We start from the raw sequence: 19,503 nt of genomic DNA on the forward strand, positions 1-19,503 counted from the left end.
GAGTATAAAGCTCGAGGTTTTAAACTATTGATGCAAGTATTAATAGTTCTTCATTATCATTATATATTTTATCGAATTGAGATATCGGAAGAGGGTTTACTCCTTTCCCGACTTCTATAGTATATCCTGGTCTTTTATATTTTTCTATAAACCAATCTTTATAACCTGAATAAGATGTTATTCCTGTGGGTTCATCAAGAATATATCCGCTGACTTTTGAAAATAATTCTCCAATTTTTCTAGTCTCAGGAGGAGCTAAATTCATATAGTTCCAGTAAATAACTTCTCCTTGACTGTGATATGCTAGAACTAATCTTGGATCAATATTATTAGTGAAATTTACAACTGTTTTTGTTTCTGGTTCTGATTCGGGATATTCACCAGAATATCTTCTAGGACCAGGGCCGGTAACACCATATAAAGGTTCAGCTTCTTTTGATAGTTTCCATGAAGCATCGTAATTATGATTCAGATCAACACCTCTTATGTTTGCACTCCAAGTTTTAGAAAAATCTGTACTTCCATTATTCCATTTTATTAAATCATTGTAGTATGGATTGTTTTTTTCTAGTCCATTTAAAACTAAATCTACACCATCGGGATTTACCATAGGCATTATATATATTGTACTCTTTTTCCATATGTTTTTTGGATTGTATCCTCTTATATTTTTATTTTGAGAATATGCTTTAGAAAAATTTTCTATAAATTTCATGAGAAGAGGTGTTGTAATCCATTCTAGTGCATGATGAGCACCATTAAAAAATACTTTATTAGGGCCATTTCCTAATTTGATATAGTATAAATTTTTACCTAGCACACTTTTTCCTGCAGATCCAACTTCGATAAAGGGGTATCTTACTTTTAGGCCTTTTATATCTTTTTCTAAAATATCATATGTGTAATCTATATTTGTATCAACGACATCTATTCCGTAGGGGATTATAATTTTATCACCTATTTTAAGGTTATAAGGATCAATATTTGGATTTGAAGTTATTATACTATTTACAGTTGTGTAATATTTTTTAGCTAAATTATAGATAGTATCATTGGGTTTTATTATATAAGTATCATATCCTAGCAAAAGAGATTTTAAAAGATTATAAGTTTGGGGACCTATAATTCCATCTGGAGTTAGTTCGTTATCTTTTTGAAATTGCTTAATTGCCTTTTCAGTTTGTGCACCAAATACTCCATTTATGGAACCTGGATTATATCCTATTTTTTTTAAAAGTGATTGTATTTGTTTTACATGAGGTCCACTAGAACCTAGTTTTATATTTTCCAACATTATCACCTCACAATATTTTATTAATATTTTATAAATTTTTTATTTTTTGGTGAATTCATGACTTTAATTTTGAAATAAAATGTTGTATAATGTGTTAGTTAGTAATGTATAAAGAGGTGCTTACATGAAGTTGGAAAATACCTTAAAAAGGGCTATACTTATAAATGAAAAAAAGATAAGTATTACGTATAGAAATAGATTGATTATTGGAAAAATTGGCATAATGGGAGGAACATTTGATCCTATACATTATGGACATTTAGCAACTGCAGAAGCTGTTAGAGTAAAGTACAAATTAAATAAAGTTATATTTATGCCTTCAGGAAATCCACCTCATAAAAGAGATAGGGATATAATAGATAAGTTACATAGATATAATATGACAATATTAGCTACTATGAGTAATAAGTATTTTGAGGTTTCTTCGCTTGAAATAAAAAGAAAAGGAAGAACCTATACAATTGATACATTAAAGAAGCTGAAAAATACATATAAAAATTCAGAATTATTTTTTATAACAGGTGCAGATGCTTTTTGTGATATAGAAACGTGGAAAGATGTAGAGGAAAATTTTAATTTAGCTACATTTATTGGAGCTACAAGACCAGGGGTTGAATTGTCTAAAGTGAGAAATAAGATAGAATATCTTAAAAGTAAATATAATACTAAAATACTTGAAATTCATGTTCCTTCTTTAGATATTTCTTCAACTGATTTAAGAGAAAGAATTAAAATGAACAAGTCTATAAAGTATTTACTTCCTGAATGCGTTGAAAAATATATTTATAAATATAATTTGTATAGGTGATGTTATGAAGTTAGAAGAAATGTTAAAAATATTAGAAAAAATGATAACTAAAAAGAGATTGATACATTCTTTAGGTGTAGTGGAAAGTGCGAAAGAATTGGCAAAAATTTATGGGTGTGATATAAGAAAATCAGAAATTGCTGCTTTGCTTCACGATTGTGGAAAGTGTTTAAAAAAGGAAGAGGTATTACATTATGTGAAAAAATATGATATATTATTAGATGAAATTGAAGAAAAGGAGCTAGAGTTGGTACATGGAAAAATTGGAGCGTGTTTTGCAAAACATATTTTTAAAGTAAAGGATGAAGATATATTTTCTGCTATAACATATCATACTACTGGAAAAAAGGATATGACAAAGCTTGAAAAAATAATATATTTAGCAGATTTTATAGAGCCTAATAGAGATTATCCAGGAGTGGATGAGCTTAGAAATATTGCTTATAATGATGATTTGGACAAAGCTATTTTAATGGCTTTTGATAATACTATAAGATACGTTATTTCTGAAAAAAAGATTATTCATCCTAGAACTATAGAAGCTAGAAATTTTATACTTGAGCAATTAAATAATGTGTAGAGGTGATAATTTTGAAGCATTTTTTTAAAGTTTTTATAGTTTTTTTTGTAATATTTACTATGATATTTGGAACGAGTTTATATCTTATAATTGCTAAGGAAGATAAAAAATTAGCACAGGTTCCTTTTCCTAAAGATATAACAACTTCTCCTCCGCCAAAATCAGATGAAAGGGTAAATGTGTTATTGCTTGGTGTTGATAGTTTAAATGGAAATAGAAAAGGGATTAGAACTGATACGATTATGGTTTTAAGCATAGATCCTCAAAATAATAAAGCTTCTATTTTATCGATACCTAGAGATACAAGAGTAAAAATAAGAGGACGAAAAGGATATGATAAAATAAATGCTGCACATGCATATGGCGGAGTAGATCTTTCAATAAAAGCTGTAAAAGATTTTTTAGGAATTCCTATACATCATTATATAAAAGTTGATTATAGAGCTTTATATAAAACTGTAGATGATGTAGGAGGAGTAGAAGTTTATGTACCTATGAATATGAAATATGACGATCCTTATGCAACACCTCCACTTCATATAAACTTGAAAAAGGGTAGACAAGTTTTAAATGGAGAAAAAGCTATGCAATTTTTGAGATTTAGAAAAGGATATGCAAATCAAGATTTAGGTAGAATACAAGCTCAACAACAGTTTTTAGATGCACTTGCTAAAAAAGTATTAAGTCCATCTTCTATATTTAATATTAAAGATTATATAGATACTTTTAATATGTACGTAGATACGGATATGAGTACACGAGAAATGGCTTCTTTAGTATTTAAGGCAAAAAATATAGATTTAGATAATTTAGAAAAAGAAACTGTTCCTGGAGTACCTATGATGATAAATGGAATAGCTTATTATAAAGCTAATACAGAAAAATTAAATGATTTAGTACAAAGATTTTATTATGGTGGAGAGAAAAGAAATAATGTAAAAATTGCAGTACTTAATGGATCGGGCAAATCTGGAGCTGCAAGTAGTGTATCAGAAAAACTTATAGATAGAGGGTTAAAACCTGATGTTGTTGGAAATGCTGATGATTTTAATAATCCTAAAACTATAATATATTACGATGAAAAAAAAGAAGAAGCTGAAAAAATAAGAAGAATACTAGGTAAAGGAAAACTTGTTGTAAATAAACAAAAATTAAAGGAAAAAAATGTGGATATAATAGTTTTAGTAGGTAAAGATATTTAAAGGAGGTTGTTAAATGCTAAATAGTATTGAAGAAATTGTAAAAAAAGTGTATGATGCTATTGATGATAAAAAAGGGGAAGATATAGCTGTATTAAATGTAGGTAAAATTTCTTCTATGGCAGATTATTTTATAATAACTAGTGCTTCATCAGAAAGACAGGTTCAGGCTATAGCACATAATGTTGAAGATGAACTTAAAAAAGTTGGTTTAAATGTCAAGGGAAAAGAAGGACATAATGCTTCAAGATGGATTCTTTTAGATTATGGTGATATTATGATTCATATATTTCACAATGAAGAAAGAGAATTTTATAATTTAGAAAGAGTATGGAAGGATGCACCTTATGTTGATATTGACAATTTGAATTAAAAGTTTTAATATGTATAAATAGTCTAGAGTAGTAAAAGGATTTAGTTTTTACAGAGAGCTAGTGGTTGGTGTGAACTAGTAAAACTTGCCTTTGAACTTGCTAGAATAAACTATTTGGGGTAGCTTCCTTATAAGCTTATCTAAGAGGGCTATATTTAGCCAATTAGGGTGGTACCGCGAGAATACTCCTCGTCCCTAAGTTTATAGGGATTGAGGAGTTTTTTATATTATTAAGAAAATTTAATTAGGAGGTAGAATATGGCTGTTTATAATTTTAAAGAGATAGAAAAAAAATGGCAGAAAATATGGGAAGAAAATAAAAGTTTTAAAACTGTAGAAAATGACAAACCTAAGTATTACGTTTTAGAAATGTTTCCATATCCATCAGGCAAAATACATATGGGACATGTTAGAAACTATTCTATTGGAGATGTAGTTGCAAGATTTATGAAAATGAGAGGATATAATGTTTTACATCCTATGGGATGGGATGCATTTGGTCTTCCTGCAGAAAATGCTGCAATAAAGCATGGAATTCATCCTGATAAATGGACAAGAGAAAATATAAAAGAAATGAAAGAACAGTTAAAACTTTTGGGGCTTAGTTATGATTGGGATAGGGAAATTGCTACTTGTCTTCCGGATTATTATAAATGGACACAAGAGTTATTTTTAAAATTTTATGAAAAAGGACTTGCATATAAGAAAAAATCTTTTGTAAATTGGTGTACATCTTGTGAAACTGTACTTGCAAATGAACAAGTTGTTGGTGGAAAATGTGAGAGATGTGATTCTGTTGTAGTTAAAAAGGATCTAGAACAGTGGTATTTAAAAATAACAGATTATGCTGAAAGATTGTTAAGTGATATAGATAAGCTTCAAGGATGGCCAGAAAAAGTTAAGACTATGCAAAAAAATTGGATAGGAAAAAGTACAGGAGCAGAAGTAGATTTTGAAATAGAAGGATTTGATAAAAAATTAAAAATATTTACTACAAGACCAGATACTATATATGGAGTTACTTATATGGTTTTGGCTCCAGAGCATGACTATGTAGATGAGTTAGTAAAGGGATCTGAATATGAGAAAAGTGTAAAAGATTTTAAAGAAAAAATGCAGTTAATGAGTGAGATAGAAAGAACTTCTACTGACACTGAGAAAGAAGGATTATTTATAGGAAAATACGCTATAAATCCTTTAAATGGCAAAAAAATTCCTATATATATAGCAAATTATGTTTTAGTTGATTATGGAACGGGAGCTATAATGGCAGTTCCTGCTCATGATGAAAGAGATGAAGAATTTGCTAAAAAATACGATTTAGAAATTGTATCTGTAATTGATGAAGATGGAAATATGGTGAATTCTGATGAATTTAATGGACTTTCTCATAAAGAAGCGTTTAATAAAATAGTAGAGAAATTGGAAAGTATAGGAGTAGGTAAAAAGACTGTAAATTACAGATTGAGAGATTGGCTTATATCAAGACAAAGATATTGGGGGTGTCCTATACCTATAGTTTATTGTGATGAATGTGGAGTTGTTCCAGTAAATAGAGAAGATCTTCCAGTATTACTTCCTACAGATGTAGAATTTACAGGTAAAGGACAATCGCCACTTACAACTTCTAAAGAATTTGTAAATACAAGTTGTCCTAAGTGTGGAAAAATTGCAAAAAGAGAAATAGATACTATGGATACGTTTATAGATTCATCTTGGTATTTCTTAAGATATATAGATGCTAAAAACGATAAATCTCCTTTTGATAAAGATTTAGTAGAAAAATGGATGCCGGTTGATCAATATATAGGAGGTGTGGAGCATGCAATACTTCACCTTCTTTATTCAAGATTCTTTGTTAAAGTTCTTAAAGATTTAGGAATGTTGGATTTTGATGAGCCGTTTAATAATCTTTTAACTCAAGGTATGGTGTTAAAAGATGGAGCAAAAATGTCTAAATCTAAAGGAAATGTAGTAAGTCCTTTAGATATAATAGAAAAATATGGAGTAGATACTGCAAGGTTATTTGTTTTATTTGCAGCACCACCTGAAAGAGATTTAGATTGGTCTGATCAAGGAGTTGAAGGATGTTTTAGATTTATCAATAGAGTATATAGACTTGTAGATGAACTTAAAGAATTAGTAAATGTAGATGCGAGTTTAAAAAATCTTTCTAAAGAAGATAAAAAGGCTAGATTGATTATTCATTCTACTTTAAAGAAAGTTACAGAAGATATATCAGGAAGATTTAATTTTAATACAGCTATTTCTGCTTTAATGGAGCTTGTAAATGAAATGTATAAATACAAAGAAGTAGAAAGTAGAAATGAAGCTGTATTAAAAGAAGGATTGGAAACTATAATAACAATACTTGCTCCGTTTACACCTCATATAGCAGAGGAACTTTGGAGTATGATAGGTAAAGAAGGGTATGTATCTGAAATAACTTGGCCAAATTATGACGAGAATGCATTAGTAAAAGATGAAATAGAAGTTGTAGTTCAAATTAATGGAAAAGTAAGAGGGAAATTGAATTTAAATGCTAATGTAACAAAAGAAGAAATGGAAAAAGAAGCACTTGAAGATGAGAAAATTAAGAGATTAATAGAGGGTAAAAATATAGTAAAAATAATAGCTGTTCCTAAAAAATTAGTAAATATAGTTGTAAAATAGTATTTAGAAAAATTTAAAAAAAGTCTCATATTATTTTTGATATCAAAAATAATATGAGACTTTTTGCTTTATAATATATATTTTTAGTATATCAGATAATGTTAAATTTTACTGGAATATAGTATAATAAAATAAAAAGTATAATATTTATTGTGTATTAATAATTAAATTAAAGGGGGATAAATTATGTCTGTTTCTAAAATAATGACTTATCATGTTATATCAATAAATATAAAAACATCTATAGGTCAAGCTTTAGATATAATGGAAAAAAACAAGATAAATGGAGTTCCTGTTGTTGATGATAATAAAAATTTAATGGGAATGATAGTAAAATCAGATATATATAGATTTTTAATAGATGAGGGACATAATAAGGGATATCCAGTAGAACTTGCTATGACAAAAAATGTATTTAGTGTGAATAAGGATGAAGATATATACTCGATAGGTAAAAAGCTTAGAGAAAATAATATAATAGCAATGCCGGTAGTAGATGATAATAAAGTTGTGGGAATTATTTCAATAGAGGATATATTAGATTATTTCTTAGAAAATACTTTTAAATAGATATTTTGTATTATTTTTTGATAAGTTTCAAAATTATAAAAAATCGTTTTCCTGTTGATTTTTATCTAGATTAGATATAAAATACAAATGTGGTTATAAATGGGGGCTAAGGAGTGATAGGTATGGCAAAAGTTACTTTAGAAGATATAAAAAAAGCAAGAGAAGTATTAAAAGATGTAGTAAGTAAAACTAAATTACTAGAGTGTACGGCTCTTAGTAAAATTAGTAATAATAGAGTATTTTTAAAGCTTGAAAATTTACAAAAAACGGGTTCTTTTAAAATAAGGGGAGCTGTTAATAAGATAGCAAATTTAACTGAAGAAGAAAAGAAAAAAGGGGTGATAGCATCAAGTGCTGGAAATCACGCACAAGGTGTTGCTTTAGGAGCTAAAATGAATGGGATAAAGGCAACTATAGTTATGCCAGCTACGGCTCCACTTGCAAAAGTTACAGCTACAAAGTCTTATGGAGCAGATGTTGTATTAAATGGATTAGTTTATGATGATGCTTATGCAAAAGCTGTAGAAATACAAAGAGAAACAGGAGCGACATTTCTTCATCCTTTTAATGATCCTTATGTTATTGCAGGACAAGGTACAATAGCTCTTGAAATATTTGAAGATTTAGAAAATGTCGATGTTATATTAGTGCCAATTGGTGGTGGAGGTATAATTTCTGGTATAGCTGTTGCGGCAAAATCTATAAATCCTAATGTTAAGGTTATAGGAGTTCAATCAGAAAATATTGGTTCGATGAAGGCTTCAAGAGAAGCTGGTAAAGTTACGACGTATTTTAAAGCGCCTACAATAGCAGATGGTATAGCTGTTAAAACTCCTGGAGATTTGACATTTAATATAGTTCAAGAATATGTTGATGAAATTATTACTGTAACAGAGGAAGAGATAGCTCAAGCAGTACTTTTCTTAATGGAAAAAGGCAAAATTGTTGCTGAAGGTTCTGGAGCTGTTTGTGCAGCTGCAATAATAAATGGAAAAATAAAAGAAGTTAATAAAAATGTAGTTGCTGTTGTTTCAGGTGGAAATATAGATGTTAATGTGTTATATAGAATTATAGATAAAGCTTTAGAAAAAGAAGGGAGAAGATTATGTTTTAATACAGTACTTCCTGATAAATGTGGAGAAATGTTAAAGCTTATAAATTTAATTTCTGAAACTAAGGCTAATATATTATGTATAAATCAAACTAGATTTGGAAATGAAGTTGCATTAGGAACTCAAGAGGTTGAATTGGTTCTTGAAACTTTTGATAAGGATCATATGGATGAAATTATAGAAAAGATAAAATTAAGTGGGTATGAAGTTAAAATGAAGAATAATTAAAAATAAATTTATAAAAAATTTTATCAGGTTGCCATTATTTTGTAGTATAATAAAAAGTGTTTTAAATTTATTAAATTAGGAGGGAAGTATGATGAAAAAAGAAATAATACATACAGACAAAGCGCCTAAGGCTATAGGTCCTTATTCACAAGCAATAAAAGTAGGAAATTTATTGTTTGTATCAGGACAAGTTCCATTTGATCCAGAAACTATGGAAGTAGTTGAAGGAGGAGTAAAAGAGCAAACAGCAAGATCTTTAGAAAATATAAAAGCAATACTTGCTGAAGCTGGAGCTAGTTTTGATAATGTAGTAAAAAGTACAGTATTTATAAAAGATATGAATGAATTTGCACAAATAAATGAAGTTTATGCAAAGTATTTTGGAGAAAATAAACCAGCAAGAGCATGTGTAGAAGTTGCAAGACTTCCAAGAGATGTTAAAGTAGAGATAGAGGTTATTGCTGTAGTGGAGTAATTCAAATGACCAAGGGTTCCTTGGTCATTTTTTGATATTAAACAAATTAAAATCCATTATAATGAAAAAAATTATAGTATAATGATTATATTTATAGTATAATTGTGTTAGGATAAATACTTCACTATAGTAAAATAGTTTAAGGTGACCAAAGTCGATTGGTCATTTTTTTAAGTTTTATAGTGAATTTAAATATTTAAGTGTGAAAGGAGAAATATATGAAAAATTATAGTGTATTTGATGTAGTAGGGCCTAATATGATTGGACCGTCAAGCTCGCATACTGCAGGAGCTGCTAGACTTGGAAGAATGGCAGCAAAAATTGCAGGTGATAATGTTAAAAAAGTAAGATTTTTACTTCATGGGTCTTTTGCAGAAACTTATAAAGGTCATGGAACGGATAAAGCATTAGTGGGAGGTATATTAGGGTTTTCTCCAGAAGATGATAGAATAAAAAATTCTTTTGAAATAGCAAATGAAAAAGGCGTAGAATTTGAATTTATCCCTATTGACTTGGGTGATGATAAACATCCTAATACAGTTAAAATTGTGATGAATACAGAAGACGGAAGAACAGTTGAGGTAATGGGAGCTTCAATTGGGGGAGGAAATATAAAGGTAACGGAAATAAATGGACTTGAAATTGAATTTACAGGAGCATATCCAACATTAATAGTGAAGCAATGGGATGTTCCTGGTGCTGCTGCTCATATTACAAATTGTGTAGCTAAAAATAATATTAATATAGCTTTTATGAGTATATATAGAGAAGAAAAAGGAAATGAAGCATTTACGATAATAGAAGCTGATGATCATATAGATGGTAATGTAATAGAAGATATAAAGTCTAACAATAAATTTATACAAGATGCATTTATAATAGAAGGATTTTAATAAAACTATAATTTATAAGGAAAGGTGAATGCTAGTGAACAGTATGAATTTTACAAATGGAGAAGAGCTATTAAGACTATGTGAAAAGAATAATAAAACTATATATGAAGTTTGTATAGAAAGAGAAATGGAGATAAGTGGAAAAAGCAAAGAAGAGATATTAAATAGAATGAGAGAAAGTTTAGAAATAATGAAAAATGCTATTAAAAAAAGCCTTACAGAAGATATAAAATCTGTTGGAGGGCTTATTGGAGGAGAAGCTAAAAAAATTAGAAATAGATTAGCTTCGGAAAGACCTGTATGTGGATATCTTATGTCAAAGGCAATAAGTGCAGCTATGGGGGTTTTAGAAGTTAATGCTTCAATGGGGCTTATTGTTGCAGCCCCAACAGCTGGTTCTTGTGGAATACTTCCAGGTGCTATTATAACTGTAGGTGAAGAATATGGTCTTAGTGATGAAGATATGCTCAATGCTATATTTACAGGATCAGCTATAGGAATAATTATAACTAGAAATGCAACTGTTGCAGGAGCAGAAGGTGGATGTCAAGCTGAAACAGGAGCAGCAGCTGCCATGGCAGCTGCTGGAGTAGTTGAAATGATGGGTGGAACACCAAGACAAGCTATACATGCTGCTGCTACAACTTTAAAAAATATAATGGGACTTATTTGTGATCCAATTGCTGGGCTTGTTGAGGCTCCTTGTCAAAAGAGAAATGCAATAGGGGTAGCAAATGCTTTAATATCTGCTGAAATGGCATTAGCAGGAGTTGAAAGTATAGTTCCATTTGATGAAGTTGTAGAAGCTATGTATAAAGTTGGTAAAACTCTTCCTATGGAACTAAGAGAAACTGCTTTAGGTGGAGTAGCTGCTACATGTACGGGATGTAATTTAACTAAAAAGATATTTGGCTAATATAAAAGCTGTTGGGAAACCAACAGCTTTTATATTAATTTCTTTTTCTTTCGTATTTTCTTATTTAAATATCTAATTAATAAGCAAACTATTATTAGTCCGGTTATTATTTTTAATGATATTTTGAGTATTAATAAGGTTTTTTTCAATAATTTATTTATGTCTAAGTTAAATAATATAGAATTAACATTATTTAATGCTACTAAATTTATTTTAGAAATAATTTTTTTATCTTGATAAATTTCTATTTTACCAACTATATCTCCTTTTTTTATTGGTATATTGATATTTTGATTTAATTTTATTTTTGTGCTTATGTTTGTTATATCTTCATCTTTTTTTAGAACTATATTAAAATCGTTATTTGAACCGTATTTAAGAGTTTTTTCTTTAGTAAATGGAATTTTTTTTGTTCCGATAATTTTATTTTTATTTATAATTTTATTTAATGAATAATTTTCAAATCCATAATCTAAAAGGGTCCTAGAATCTCTATAAACATCTTTACCTTCAGATTTTAAAACAACAGAAATTAATCTAAATCCATCCTTTTGCCCGCTTGATATAAGACATTGTCGCGCAATACTTGTATATCCTGTTTTTATTCCATCAACTAAATCGTATTTTATATTTACTATTTTACCTTTATATTCCATTGTATTGTATCCACCAACACCCCATAAAAATCTATTAGAATTTCTAAAAAATCTTTCATATGGATATTGTTCAGTAGGTGGAAATTTAATATATGGAGTTTTTACTATTTCTCTGAATTTTTTGTGTTTCATAGCTTCTTTTGCAATTAGCGATAAATCATATGCACTAGTGTAATGATTTTCATCAGGAAGACCATTTGGGTTATTAAAATGAGTATTTTTAGCTCCTAGTTCTTTTGCTCTTTTGTTCATGAGTTTAACAAATTCATCTATAGATCCTGAAATATATTTAGCGAGAACTACAGCTGCATCATTTGCGGATCTTATTAACATAGCTTTTAAAAGCTCTTCGACCGTAAAAGTTTCACCTTTTTTTATATACATGCTACTTCCGTCAATATATCCTAAATCATAATCTATTGTTATTTTATCGGTTAGATTGCCGTTTTCTAATGTAAGAAGAGCTGTCATAACTTTAGTAGTTGAAGCGGGATACATTTTTTTGTGTATATTTTTTCCGTATAAAATTTTACCGGTATTGTAATCAATGAGAATTGCAGCTTCTGAAGTTATCTGAATATTTTCTTCTCCAAAAATGGTAAGAAAAGATGAAGATATTAAGATTATTGTTAAAAATATTGATACAAATTTTTTCATATATACCTCCAATCTAAAAGCAATATGATTTTAGTATAACATATTTTAGTCAATAATGAAATGTAAGGAGGGATTATAAGTGAAGTTAAATATAAGAAATTTTATTATATTTTTAATTGTATTAGGAATAGTTTTTATTGGTATAATTTCAAGTGGAAAAATTAATTTTGGAAAAACTATTTATGTTGTAAGTCCAAATGAAAATATAGAAGAAAGTGTTAGTGAAGAATATAGTGCTGATAATGAAAAAATGGAGATAGATGAAAATTCAAAAATAGCAGTTTATATAAGTGGAGAAGTAAAAACATGTGGAGTAGTTAATGTAAATGTTGGAGATAGACTTATAGATGCTGTAGATAAATTAGGTGGACTTACAGAAAATGCAGATTTAAATAAGGTTAATTTAGCTATAAAATTAGAAGATGGATGCCATTATATAATACCTAAAAAAGGAGAATTTACACAAGAGCAAGAAAGAAATAAATTTATAAATACAAATAGAAATAATGATAGTATTAATTCGGCTAAAATTAATATAAATACAGCAACTTTAAATGAGTTAAATACATTACCCGGTATAGGTAATGTTATATCTTCTAGAATTATAGCTTATAGAAAACAAAATGGAAATTTTAATTCTATAAGTGATATAAAAAATGTATCTGGTATAGGGGATAAAAAATTTGAAGCAATAAAAGATTTGATAACGGTAAATTAAATACATTTATATTATAAAATATGATATTATATATTTGTAATTTTCAATAAAAAGGAAGGTGAAAACCTATGGAAAATAATATAAAATTAACTCAAATGACAACTTCTGCAGGCTGAGCTGCTAAGATTGGGCCAGAGGTTCTGGCTGATGTTCTTAGTAGTTTACCTAAGATTGAAAGTGAAAAATTATTAATAGGACTTGATACAGCTGATGATGCTGCTGTTTATAGATTGAATGAAGAAATGGCTTTGATACAAACGTTAGATTTTTTTACTCCTGTAGTTGATGATCCTTATTTATTTGGACAAATTGCAGCTGCTAATTCTCTTTCAGATGTATATGCCATGGGAGGAAAACCTATAGTTGCCATGAATATAGTGTGTTTTCCGTCTTGTACTGATATGGGTATATTAGCTGAAATATTAAAGGGAGGATATGATAAAGTACAAGAATCAGGCGCACTTCTTGTGGGAGGACATTCAATTGATGATAAAGAACCTAAATACGGACTTTCTGTTTCTGGAATTGTTCATCCACAAAAAGTATTATCAAATTCTACTGCAAAAGAAGGAGATGTATTGATAATAACAAAACCAATAGGACTTGGTATTATAAATACAGCTATAAAAGCTGGAATTGCAGATAAAAATATAGAAGATGAAGCAATTAAAATAATGGCTCATTTAAATAAATATGCAGCAAAGGCATTTGATGAAATAAAAGTAAATTCAGTTACAGATATAACAGGATTTGGACTTTTAGGACATGCTCTTGAAATGGCAAAAGCATCTAATGTTTCAATTGAAATTGATTCAAAAAATATTCCTATAATGGATTCGGCTTTAGAATTTGCTAATATGGGAATAATACCTGCTGGAATGTATAGAAATAGAGATTATATATCTAGAGATGTTTATTATGAGGGTGTAAAATCTTCTGTTATGGATATTTTATATGATCCTCAAACTTCAGGAGGACTTTTGATTTCTGTAGATGCAGATAAAGGAGAAGAATTAGTGAAAAGTATTATGAAAAATAAAGGATTAGAGGCTAAGATAATAGGAAAGGTAATAAATAAAGGGGAAAAGTATATAAATGTAAAATAAAGGGGAGATAAAAGTGAATAAAAAAAGTTTGTTTTCTCAATTGCCATCAGTAGAGGAAATATTAAATAATAAAAAAATAATGGGTTTAATTGAAAAATATTCAAGAAATTTAATTGTAGATACTATAAGAGATTGTATAGATGATGTAAGAAAAAGAATAATTTCTTTGAAAGATTGTGAAATTGATACTTTTTATATAGATTATGATAAATTAATAGAAAATATAATAAAAAATTTAGAAAGTGTTTATTCGCTTTCTTTAAAAAAAGTTATTAATGCGACTGGAGTCGTTATACATACAAATTTAGGTAGATCACTTCTTTCTGATAGTATAAAAGAAGATGTTTGGAAAATTGCATCTAGATATACAAATTTAGAATATGATTTAGAGTTAGGACAGAGAGGGTCAAGATATTCACATTTAGAAGATATTATAAAAAAATTAACAGGAGCAGAATCAGTATTAGTTGTGAATAACAATGCAGCAGCTGTTTTATTGGTTTTAAGTACACTTGCTAATGGAAAAGAAGTAATAGTGTCTAGAGGGGAACTAGTTGAAATAGGAGGATCTTTTAGAATTCCTAAAGTAATGGAGCAGAGTGGAGCAATATTGAGAGAAGTAGGAACTACAAATAAAACTCATATTAAAGATTATGAAGAAGAAATAAATGAAAATACAGCATTACTTTTAAAAGTTCATACAAGTAATTATAGAATATTAGGATTTACTAAAACTGTAGATATAGATGAATTGTCAATATTAGGTAAAAAATACAATCTTCCGGTGGTTGAAGATTTAGGTAGTGGGCTTTTTATAGATATTTCAAGATATGGATTAAAGTATGAACCGACAGTAATAGATTCACTTAAAAAGGGTGCTGATATAGTAACTTTTAGTGGAGATAAAATATTAGGAGGTCCTCAAGCGGGAATAATTATTGGTAAAAAAGAATATATAGAAAAAATGAAGAAAAATCAGTTAACACGTGCTTTAAGAGTTGACAAACTTACAATAGCAGCTCTTGAAGCTACATTTAAATTGTATTTAGATGAAAATAGAGCTATTAAGGAAGTGCCAACGCTTAGAATGCTTACATTTACAGCGGATGAATTGAGCAAAAAAGCTGAAAAGTTATATAATATGATAAAAAATGAAAAGTTAGATATTGATTTGAATATAGAAGATGGATATTCTCAAGTTGGAGGAGGATCTATGCCTCTTGAAAATATAAAAACTAAAGTAATAACAATTATTCCTAAACGAATTAGCGTTTCGGAATTAGAAAGAAAGTTAAGGTTATGTGAAAATCATATTATTGCAAGAATATATGACAATAAATATGTAATAGATGTAAGAACTGTATTTGAGGATGAATTCGAAATAATTGTAAAAGAACTTGTTAATGTTTTGAAATAGGGGGAATATTATGAAAAATGTAATAATAGGTACAGCAGGGCATATAGATCATGGAAAAACTACTTTAATTAAGGCTCTTACGGGAAGAGAAACAGATAGATTAAAAGAAGAAAAAAAGAGAGGAATATCTATCGATTTAGGATTTACATATTTTGATTTGCCAAGTGGAAAAAGAGCTGGTATAGTTGATGTTCCAGGGCATGAGAAATTTATTAAAAATATGTTAGCTGGAGCATCGGGAATGGATATGGTTCTTTTAGTGGTAGCAGCAGATGAAGGGGTTATGCCTCAAACTATAGAACATTTAGATATTTTAAATTTTTTAAATGTAAAAAATGGAATTATTGTAATAACGAAATCTGATTTAGTAGAAGATGATTTTTTAGAGCTTGTAAAAGAAGACATTAAAGAGCAAGTTAAGGATACATTTTTAAAAGATGCTTTAATTATCGAGGTAGATTCTGTTACTAAAAGAGGAATTAATGACTTAATTGAGGCTATAGATAGGATAAGTGAAGAAGTAAAAAATAAAAATTTAGATTCTCTGCCAAGGCTTAATATAGACAGAGTATTTTCTGTAAAGGGATTTGGAACTGTAGTTACAGGAACTTTAATTGAAGGAAAAATAAATATAGATGATAATATGTTTATATATCCTAAGGGGATAGAAACTAAGGTTAGAAGTATACAAGTTCATGGAAATTCAGTTAAAACAGCTTATGCTGGGCAACGAGTTGCAATAAATTTATCAAATGTAAAAGTTGAAGATATACAAAGAGGAGATGTATTAGCTTATCCTGATTCATTGATAGAATCTATGATGATTGATGTTAAAATTTCTTTAGTAAAACACTCTTTAAGAAAAATAGAATATTGGGATAGAATAAGGCTTTATCATGGAACGAGGGAAATTTTAGGAAGAATTGTTCCGTTGGATAAAGAATATTTGAATCCAGGTGATACTGGATATTGTCAAATTAGGCTTGAGGAGTCAATTGTTGCTAAAAATAGGGATACTTTTGTAATAAGGTTTTATTCTCCTATGAAAACTGTAGGAGGAGGAGTAATACTTGATAGTAATCCTAAAAAACACAAAAGATTTGATAAAGAAGTTTTGCAATATTTAAAATTAAAAGAACGTGGGGATACAAAAGAAGTATTAGAGGAAATAATAAAAAAACATAGTAGAGAATATCCTTCTTTAAAGGATATATCTGTTTATATAGGTGAAAAAGAGGAAATAATACAAGATAAAGTTAATTCTTTGTGTGCAGATAAAAAAGTTGTGAGTATAAATAATATGTATATACATAGGTATTTTTATGAAGAATTAATGGAAAAAACTTTGAATTTGCTTTTAGATTTTCATAATAAATATCCTTTGAAAAAAGGAGTGTTAAAAGAAGAATTGAGGTCTAAAGTAGAAAAAAATCTTAAAAATAAAGATTTTGATAAGTTATTAAATTTATTTATCGAAGAACAAAAAATAAAAGTTGTACAGAATTTAGTTAGTATATACGATTTTGAAGTTGTGTTTAGTGAAAGTCAGATTAAAATAAAACAAGAAATTGAATCTAAATTAAAAAATGATGGATTAACTCCTAGAAATATTTCTGAGATTATACAAGGTAGACAGGAATATAAGGAAGTTTTAGAAGCGTTAATTTCAGATACTCTTGTAAAAGTTACTGATGAATTGGTGTATCACAAGGAATACTATCAAAAGGCTTTAAGTATTGTTAAAAGATATATAAAAGAGAATGGAAGTTTAACATTAGGAGATTTTAGAGATTTAATAGGAGCTAGTAGAAAGTATGCCATGGCATTACTAGAAGATTTTGATAAAAACAAAATAACAAAGAGAGTTGGAGATAAAAGGGTACTTATCTAGGAGGATTATGTATGATAAAAATATTAATAATAGATGATCAGCCCTTATTAATAGAACAGATAAAATATGCCTTTGAAGATGAATATTATAAAATGAATAGAGTATATAATATAGAAGAAGTATTAAAACAAATAGAAAATAAAAGTTATGATATAATAATTTTAGAATCTGAACTTCATAAAAAAGATGGATTTCAAATATGTAAAGAAATTAGAAAATTTTCATCGGTCCCGATAATAATGATTACACCTATGGGAGAGGATATGAAAAAGATAATGGCTTTAGAGTTTGGGGCTGATGATTGTCTGTCAAAACCTTTTAATGTTTTGGAATTAAAAGCTAGAATAAAAGCAATTTTGAGACGAACTAAAAGAGTAGAAGTTGTGAATTTATCACCAGAATTTGAAATAGGAGAATTTAAAATCAATACATTGGGGAGAAAAATAAGCTATAAAGGTGAAGATATAAATTTAACTGGAAAAGAATTTGATTTGTTCTTACTTTTAATTACAAATCCCAATAAGGTATTTAACAGGCAACAGCTTTTAGAAAAAATATGGGGATACGAATATTATGGAGATTTAAGAACTGTAGATGTTCATGTGAGAAGGCTTAGAGAAAAAATAGAAAAAAATTCTTCTAATCCTAAATATATATTGACTAAATGGGGGATGGGTTATTATTTTAAGGAAAAGTAATTAAATGACCTAATATTTAAGTAGATGGGCTTATAATTAGAAGGAGGTGAAAACCGTTACAAATAACTTATAAATCATCAACTTGTTTATAAGTTATTATAAGTATTTGGTAACGGGAATGATGAAAAAAATATATTGCATATTGTTGATTTTGACTTTAATTTTATCTGTTGTAGGTTGTAGTGAACAAATAATTAAGGATAGTATTGAAAAGCAAGAGGTTAAGCTTTATTATTCGAGTTTGGATAATTCAAAAATACAATGGGTTACAAGATCAATAGAGTATTCAAATGATATGGAAAAGTATACAAATACTATGAAGGCACTTATAAACGGGCCGTATTCATCTGATATGAGTAGAAGTATAAATGAAAATACTAAAATATTATCAATTGAAAAGAAAAACGATATATTGTATTTAGATTTGTCTAAAGAGTTTTTAGAATTTAAATTAGACATAAATCAAGTGAATTCAGTAATTACAATTAGTAATACTTTAAATCAATTTAAAGAAATAAATGGAGTTAAAATTAGAGTAGAAGGAAAAGAATTGATTTCTCCAAAGGGAGAACCTTATGGAATTTTAAAAGAGTTTGATTTAAGTGATGAAAAAAGTATTGTAATACAGCTTTATTTTCCAGATGAAAACATGGAATATCTTGTTCCTTATAAAAAAAATGTAGAATTAAAAGAGGGATATAAGTTAGGGAAGAAAATAGTAGAGGAGATTATAAATGAATCTGAAAGACAGGGATATGATATAATTCCAAAAGGAACGAAATTATTGGATTATTCAGAGGATAAAGGTATAGCTACTGTTAATTTTAGTAAAGAATTTATAGATAATTATATAGGTGGATCCGTTGGTGAAACTATGACTATATATTCTATAGTTAATAGTCTTACAGAACTTGAGAATATATCTAGTGTATTATTTTTAATCGAAGGTAAGAAAGTAGATTATTTTTCTCATTATGAATTTAATAAACCATTTACTAGAGATGAGAGCTTAATAAAATCTATACAGTAAAAATACTTGGTATAATAAAAAAGTTCTTGTCAAAAAATAATGTATATGCTATTATTAGTAGTGTCAAAGAAAGGACGCTATATGGGGGTAGATGGGTGCTGGTGTGCCCTCTGGTCTTCAAAACCAGTACGGGGAGTTAGGAGCTTCCTGGGTAGGTTCGATTCCTACATACTCCCGCCAGTTTAAAAGAGTAAAAGACCTCGAGATGT

The 19,503-nt window shown here is 28.4% G+C and carries 18 protein-coding genes, 1 tRNA gene and 1 other annotated feature; of the genes, 17 read left to right on the top strand and 2 right to left on the bottom strand.

Going from position 1 to position 19,503, the window contains the following annotated elements; genetic code table 11:
- Positions 1-19: 19 nt before the first annotated feature.
- Positions 20-1,291, bottom strand: coding sequence for a M14 family metallopeptidase (locus BUA19_RS00130; protein WP_242939213.1), 1,272 nt, complete (start codon positions 1,289-1,291; stop codon positions 20-22).
- 127 nt (positions 1,292-1,418) lie between these two features.
- Here BUA19_RS00130 and nadD point away from each other — a divergent pair, with 127 nt between their 5' ends.
- The 10 genes from nadD (at position 1,419) to sdaAA (ending at position 11,121) form a co-directional block, all read left to right on the top strand.
- Entirely contained in the window at positions 1,419-2,102 is a 684-nt protein-coding gene (gene nadD / locus BUA19_RS00135) for a nicotinate-nucleotide adenylyltransferase (protein ID WP_084601859.1), read from the top strand.
- A 4-nt stretch (positions 2,103-2,106) separates the two neighbouring features.
- A complete protein-coding gene (gene yqeK / locus BUA19_RS00140; RefSeq protein WP_072723183.1) occupies positions 2,107-2,682 on the top strand; it encodes a bis(5'-nucleosyl)-tetraphosphatase (symmetrical) YqeK in 576 nt (191 codons plus the stop codon).
- 11 nt (positions 2,683-2,693) lie between these two features.
- Positions 2,694-3,884: an LCP family protein gene (locus tag BUA19_RS00145; protein WP_072722853.1), complete on the top strand. Its 1,191-nt coding sequence runs from the start codon at positions 2,694-2,696 to the stop codon at positions 3,882-3,884.
- A 13-nt stretch (positions 3,885-3,897) separates the two neighbouring features.
- On the top strand, positions 3,898-4,254 hold the full coding sequence (rsfS, locus tag BUA19_RS00150) for a ribosome silencing factor (protein ID WP_072722854.1): 357 nt from the start codon (positions 3,898-3,900) through the stop codon (positions 4,252-4,254).
- A gap of 15 nt (positions 4,255-4,269) precedes the next feature.
- Positions 4,270-4,454: a binding site (T-box leader), on the top strand.
- 58 nt (positions 4,455-4,512) lie between these two features.
- Entirely contained in the window at positions 4,513-6,927 is a 2,415-nt protein-coding gene (gene leuS, locus BUA19_RS00155) for a leucine--tRNA ligase (protein WP_072722855.1), read from the top strand.
- Positions 6,928-7,113: 186 nt separating this feature from the next.
- Complete coding sequence (locus BUA19_RS00160) at positions 7,114-7,497, top strand: CBS domain-containing protein (RefSeq protein ID WP_072722856.1); 384 nt, start codon at positions 7,114-7,116, stop codon at positions 7,495-7,497.
- A 122-nt stretch (positions 7,498-7,619) separates the two neighbouring features.
- The gene (ilvA, locus tag BUA19_RS00165; protein WP_072723184.1) at positions 7,620-8,837 is read left to right on the top strand and encodes a threonine ammonia-lyase; all 1,218 of its coding nucleotides are present in this window, start codon (positions 7,620-7,622) and stop codon (positions 8,835-8,837) included.
- Between the two features lie 91 nt (positions 8,838-8,928).
- Positions 8,929-9,312: a RidA family protein gene (locus BUA19_RS00170; RefSeq protein WP_072722857.1), complete on the top strand. Its 384-nt coding sequence runs from the start codon at positions 8,929-8,931 to the stop codon at positions 9,310-9,312.
- A 218-nt stretch (positions 9,313-9,530) separates the two neighbouring features.
- The gene (gene sdaAB, locus BUA19_RS00175; RefSeq protein ID WP_072722858.1) at positions 9,531-10,205 is read left to right on the top strand and encodes an L-serine ammonia-lyase, iron-sulfur-dependent subunit beta; all 675 of its coding nucleotides are present in this window, start codon (positions 9,531-9,533) and stop codon (positions 10,203-10,205) included.
- 43 nt (positions 10,206-10,248) lie between these two features.
- A complete protein-coding gene (sdaAA, locus tag BUA19_RS00180; RefSeq protein WP_072723185.1) occupies positions 10,249-11,121 on the top strand; it encodes an L-serine ammonia-lyase, iron-sulfur-dependent, subunit alpha in 873 nt (290 codons plus the stop codon).
- A gap of 29 nt (positions 11,122-11,150) precedes the next feature.
- On the opposite strand, the gene BUA19_RS00185 is transcribed toward sdaAA, so the two are convergent.
- A complete protein-coding gene (locus BUA19_RS00185; protein WP_072722859.1) occupies positions 11,151-12,434 on the bottom strand; it encodes a D-alanyl-D-alanine carboxypeptidase family protein in 1,284 nt (427 codons plus the stop codon).
- 79 nt (positions 12,435-12,513) lie between these two features.
- Between BUA19_RS00185 and BUA19_RS00190 the strand changes: the two genes are divergently transcribed.
- From BUA19_RS00190 to BUA19_RS11575, 7 genes are all read left to right on the top strand, one after another.
- Complete coding sequence (locus tag BUA19_RS00190; protein ID WP_072722860.1) at positions 12,514-13,152, top strand: helix-hairpin-helix domain-containing protein; 639 nt, start codon at positions 12,514-12,516, stop codon at positions 13,150-13,152.
- A 68-nt stretch (positions 13,153-13,220) separates the two neighbouring features.
- Entirely contained in the window at positions 13,221-14,258 is a 1,038-nt protein-coding gene (gene selD, locus BUA19_RS00195) for a selenide, water dikinase SelD (RefSeq protein ID WP_084601860.1), read from the top strand.
- Between the two features lie 13 nt (positions 14,259-14,271).
- Entirely contained in the window at positions 14,272-15,675 is a 1,404-nt protein-coding gene (gene selA, locus BUA19_RS00200; protein WP_072722862.1) for an L-seryl-tRNA(Sec) selenium transferase, read from the top strand.
- A gap of 10 nt (positions 15,676-15,685) precedes the next feature.
- Positions 15,686-17,566 (top strand): selenocysteine-specific translation elongation factor, encoded by a 1,881-nt coding sequence (selB, locus tag BUA19_RS00205; protein ID WP_072722863.1) that lies wholly within the window; start codon positions 15,686-15,688, stop codon positions 17,564-17,566.
- A gap of 11 nt (positions 17,567-17,577) precedes the next feature.
- Complete coding sequence (locus BUA19_RS00210; RefSeq protein WP_072722864.1) at positions 17,578-18,264, top strand: response regulator transcription factor; 687 nt, start codon at positions 17,578-17,580, stop codon at positions 18,262-18,264.
- A gap of 121 nt (positions 18,265-18,385) precedes the next feature.
- The gene (locus BUA19_RS00215; protein ID WP_178137402.1) at positions 18,386-19,294 is read left to right on the top strand and encodes a GerMN domain-containing protein; all 909 of its coding nucleotides are present in this window, start codon (positions 18,386-18,388) and stop codon (positions 19,292-19,294) included.
- A gap of 83 nt (positions 19,295-19,377) precedes the next feature.
- Positions 19,378-19,474 (top strand) — tRNA-Sec (locus tag BUA19_RS11575).
- The last annotated feature ends 29 nt before the right edge of the window (positions 19,475-19,503 follow it).

The organism is Tepidibacter thalassicus DSM 15285, from assembly GCF_900129915.1.
In the GTDB taxonomy this organism is placed as follows: Bacteria; Bacillota; Clostridia; order Peptostreptococcales; family Peptostreptococcaceae; genus Tepidibacter; species Tepidibacter thalassicus.

Coding starts and splice junctions, on each gene's coding strand:
- sdaAB (WP_072722858.1), top strand. CDS start 9,531: ATGAAAAATTATAGTGTATTTGATGTAGTAGGGCCTAATATGATTGGA.
- nadD (WP_084601859.1), top strand. CDS start 1,419: ATGAAGTTGGAAAATACCTTAAAAAGGGCTATACTTATAAATGAAAAA.
- rsfS (WP_072722854.1), top strand. CDS start 3,898: ATGCTAAATAGTATTGAAGAAATTGTAAAAAAAGTGTATGATGCTATT.
- BUA19_RS00215 (WP_178137402.1), top strand. CDS start 18,386: ATGAAAAAAATATATTGCATATTGTTGATTTTGACTTTAATTTTATCT.
- BUA19_RS00160 (WP_072722856.1), top strand. CDS start 7,114: ATGTCTGTTTCTAAAATAATGACTTATCATGTTATATCAATAAATATA.
- sdaAA (WP_072723185.1), top strand. CDS start 10,249: ATGAATTTTACAAATGGAGAAGAGCTATTAAGACTATGTGAAAAGAAT.
- BUA19_RS00170 (WP_072722857.1), top strand. CDS start 8,929: ATGAAAAAAGAAATAATACATACAGACAAAGCGCCTAAGGCTATAGGT.
- leuS (WP_072722855.1), top strand. CDS start 4,513: ATGGCTGTTTATAATTTTAAAGAGATAGAAAAAAAATGGCAGAAAATA.
- ilvA (WP_072723184.1), top strand. CDS start 7,620: ATGGCAAAAGTTACTTTAGAAGATATAAAAAAAGCAAGAGAAGTATTA.
- yqeK (WP_072723183.1), top strand. CDS start 2,107: ATGAAGTTAGAAGAAATGTTAAAAATATTAGAAAAAATGATAACTAAA.
- selB (WP_072722863.1), top strand. CDS start 15,686: ATGAAAAATGTAATAATAGGTACAGCAGGGCATATAGATCATGGAAAA.
- BUA19_RS00185 (WP_072722859.1), bottom strand. CDS start 12,434: ATGAAAAAATTTGTATCAATATTTTTAACAATAATCTTAATATCTTCA.
- BUA19_RS00210 (WP_072722864.1), top strand. CDS start 17,578: ATGATAAAAATATTAATAATAGATGATCAGCCCTTATTAATAGAACAG.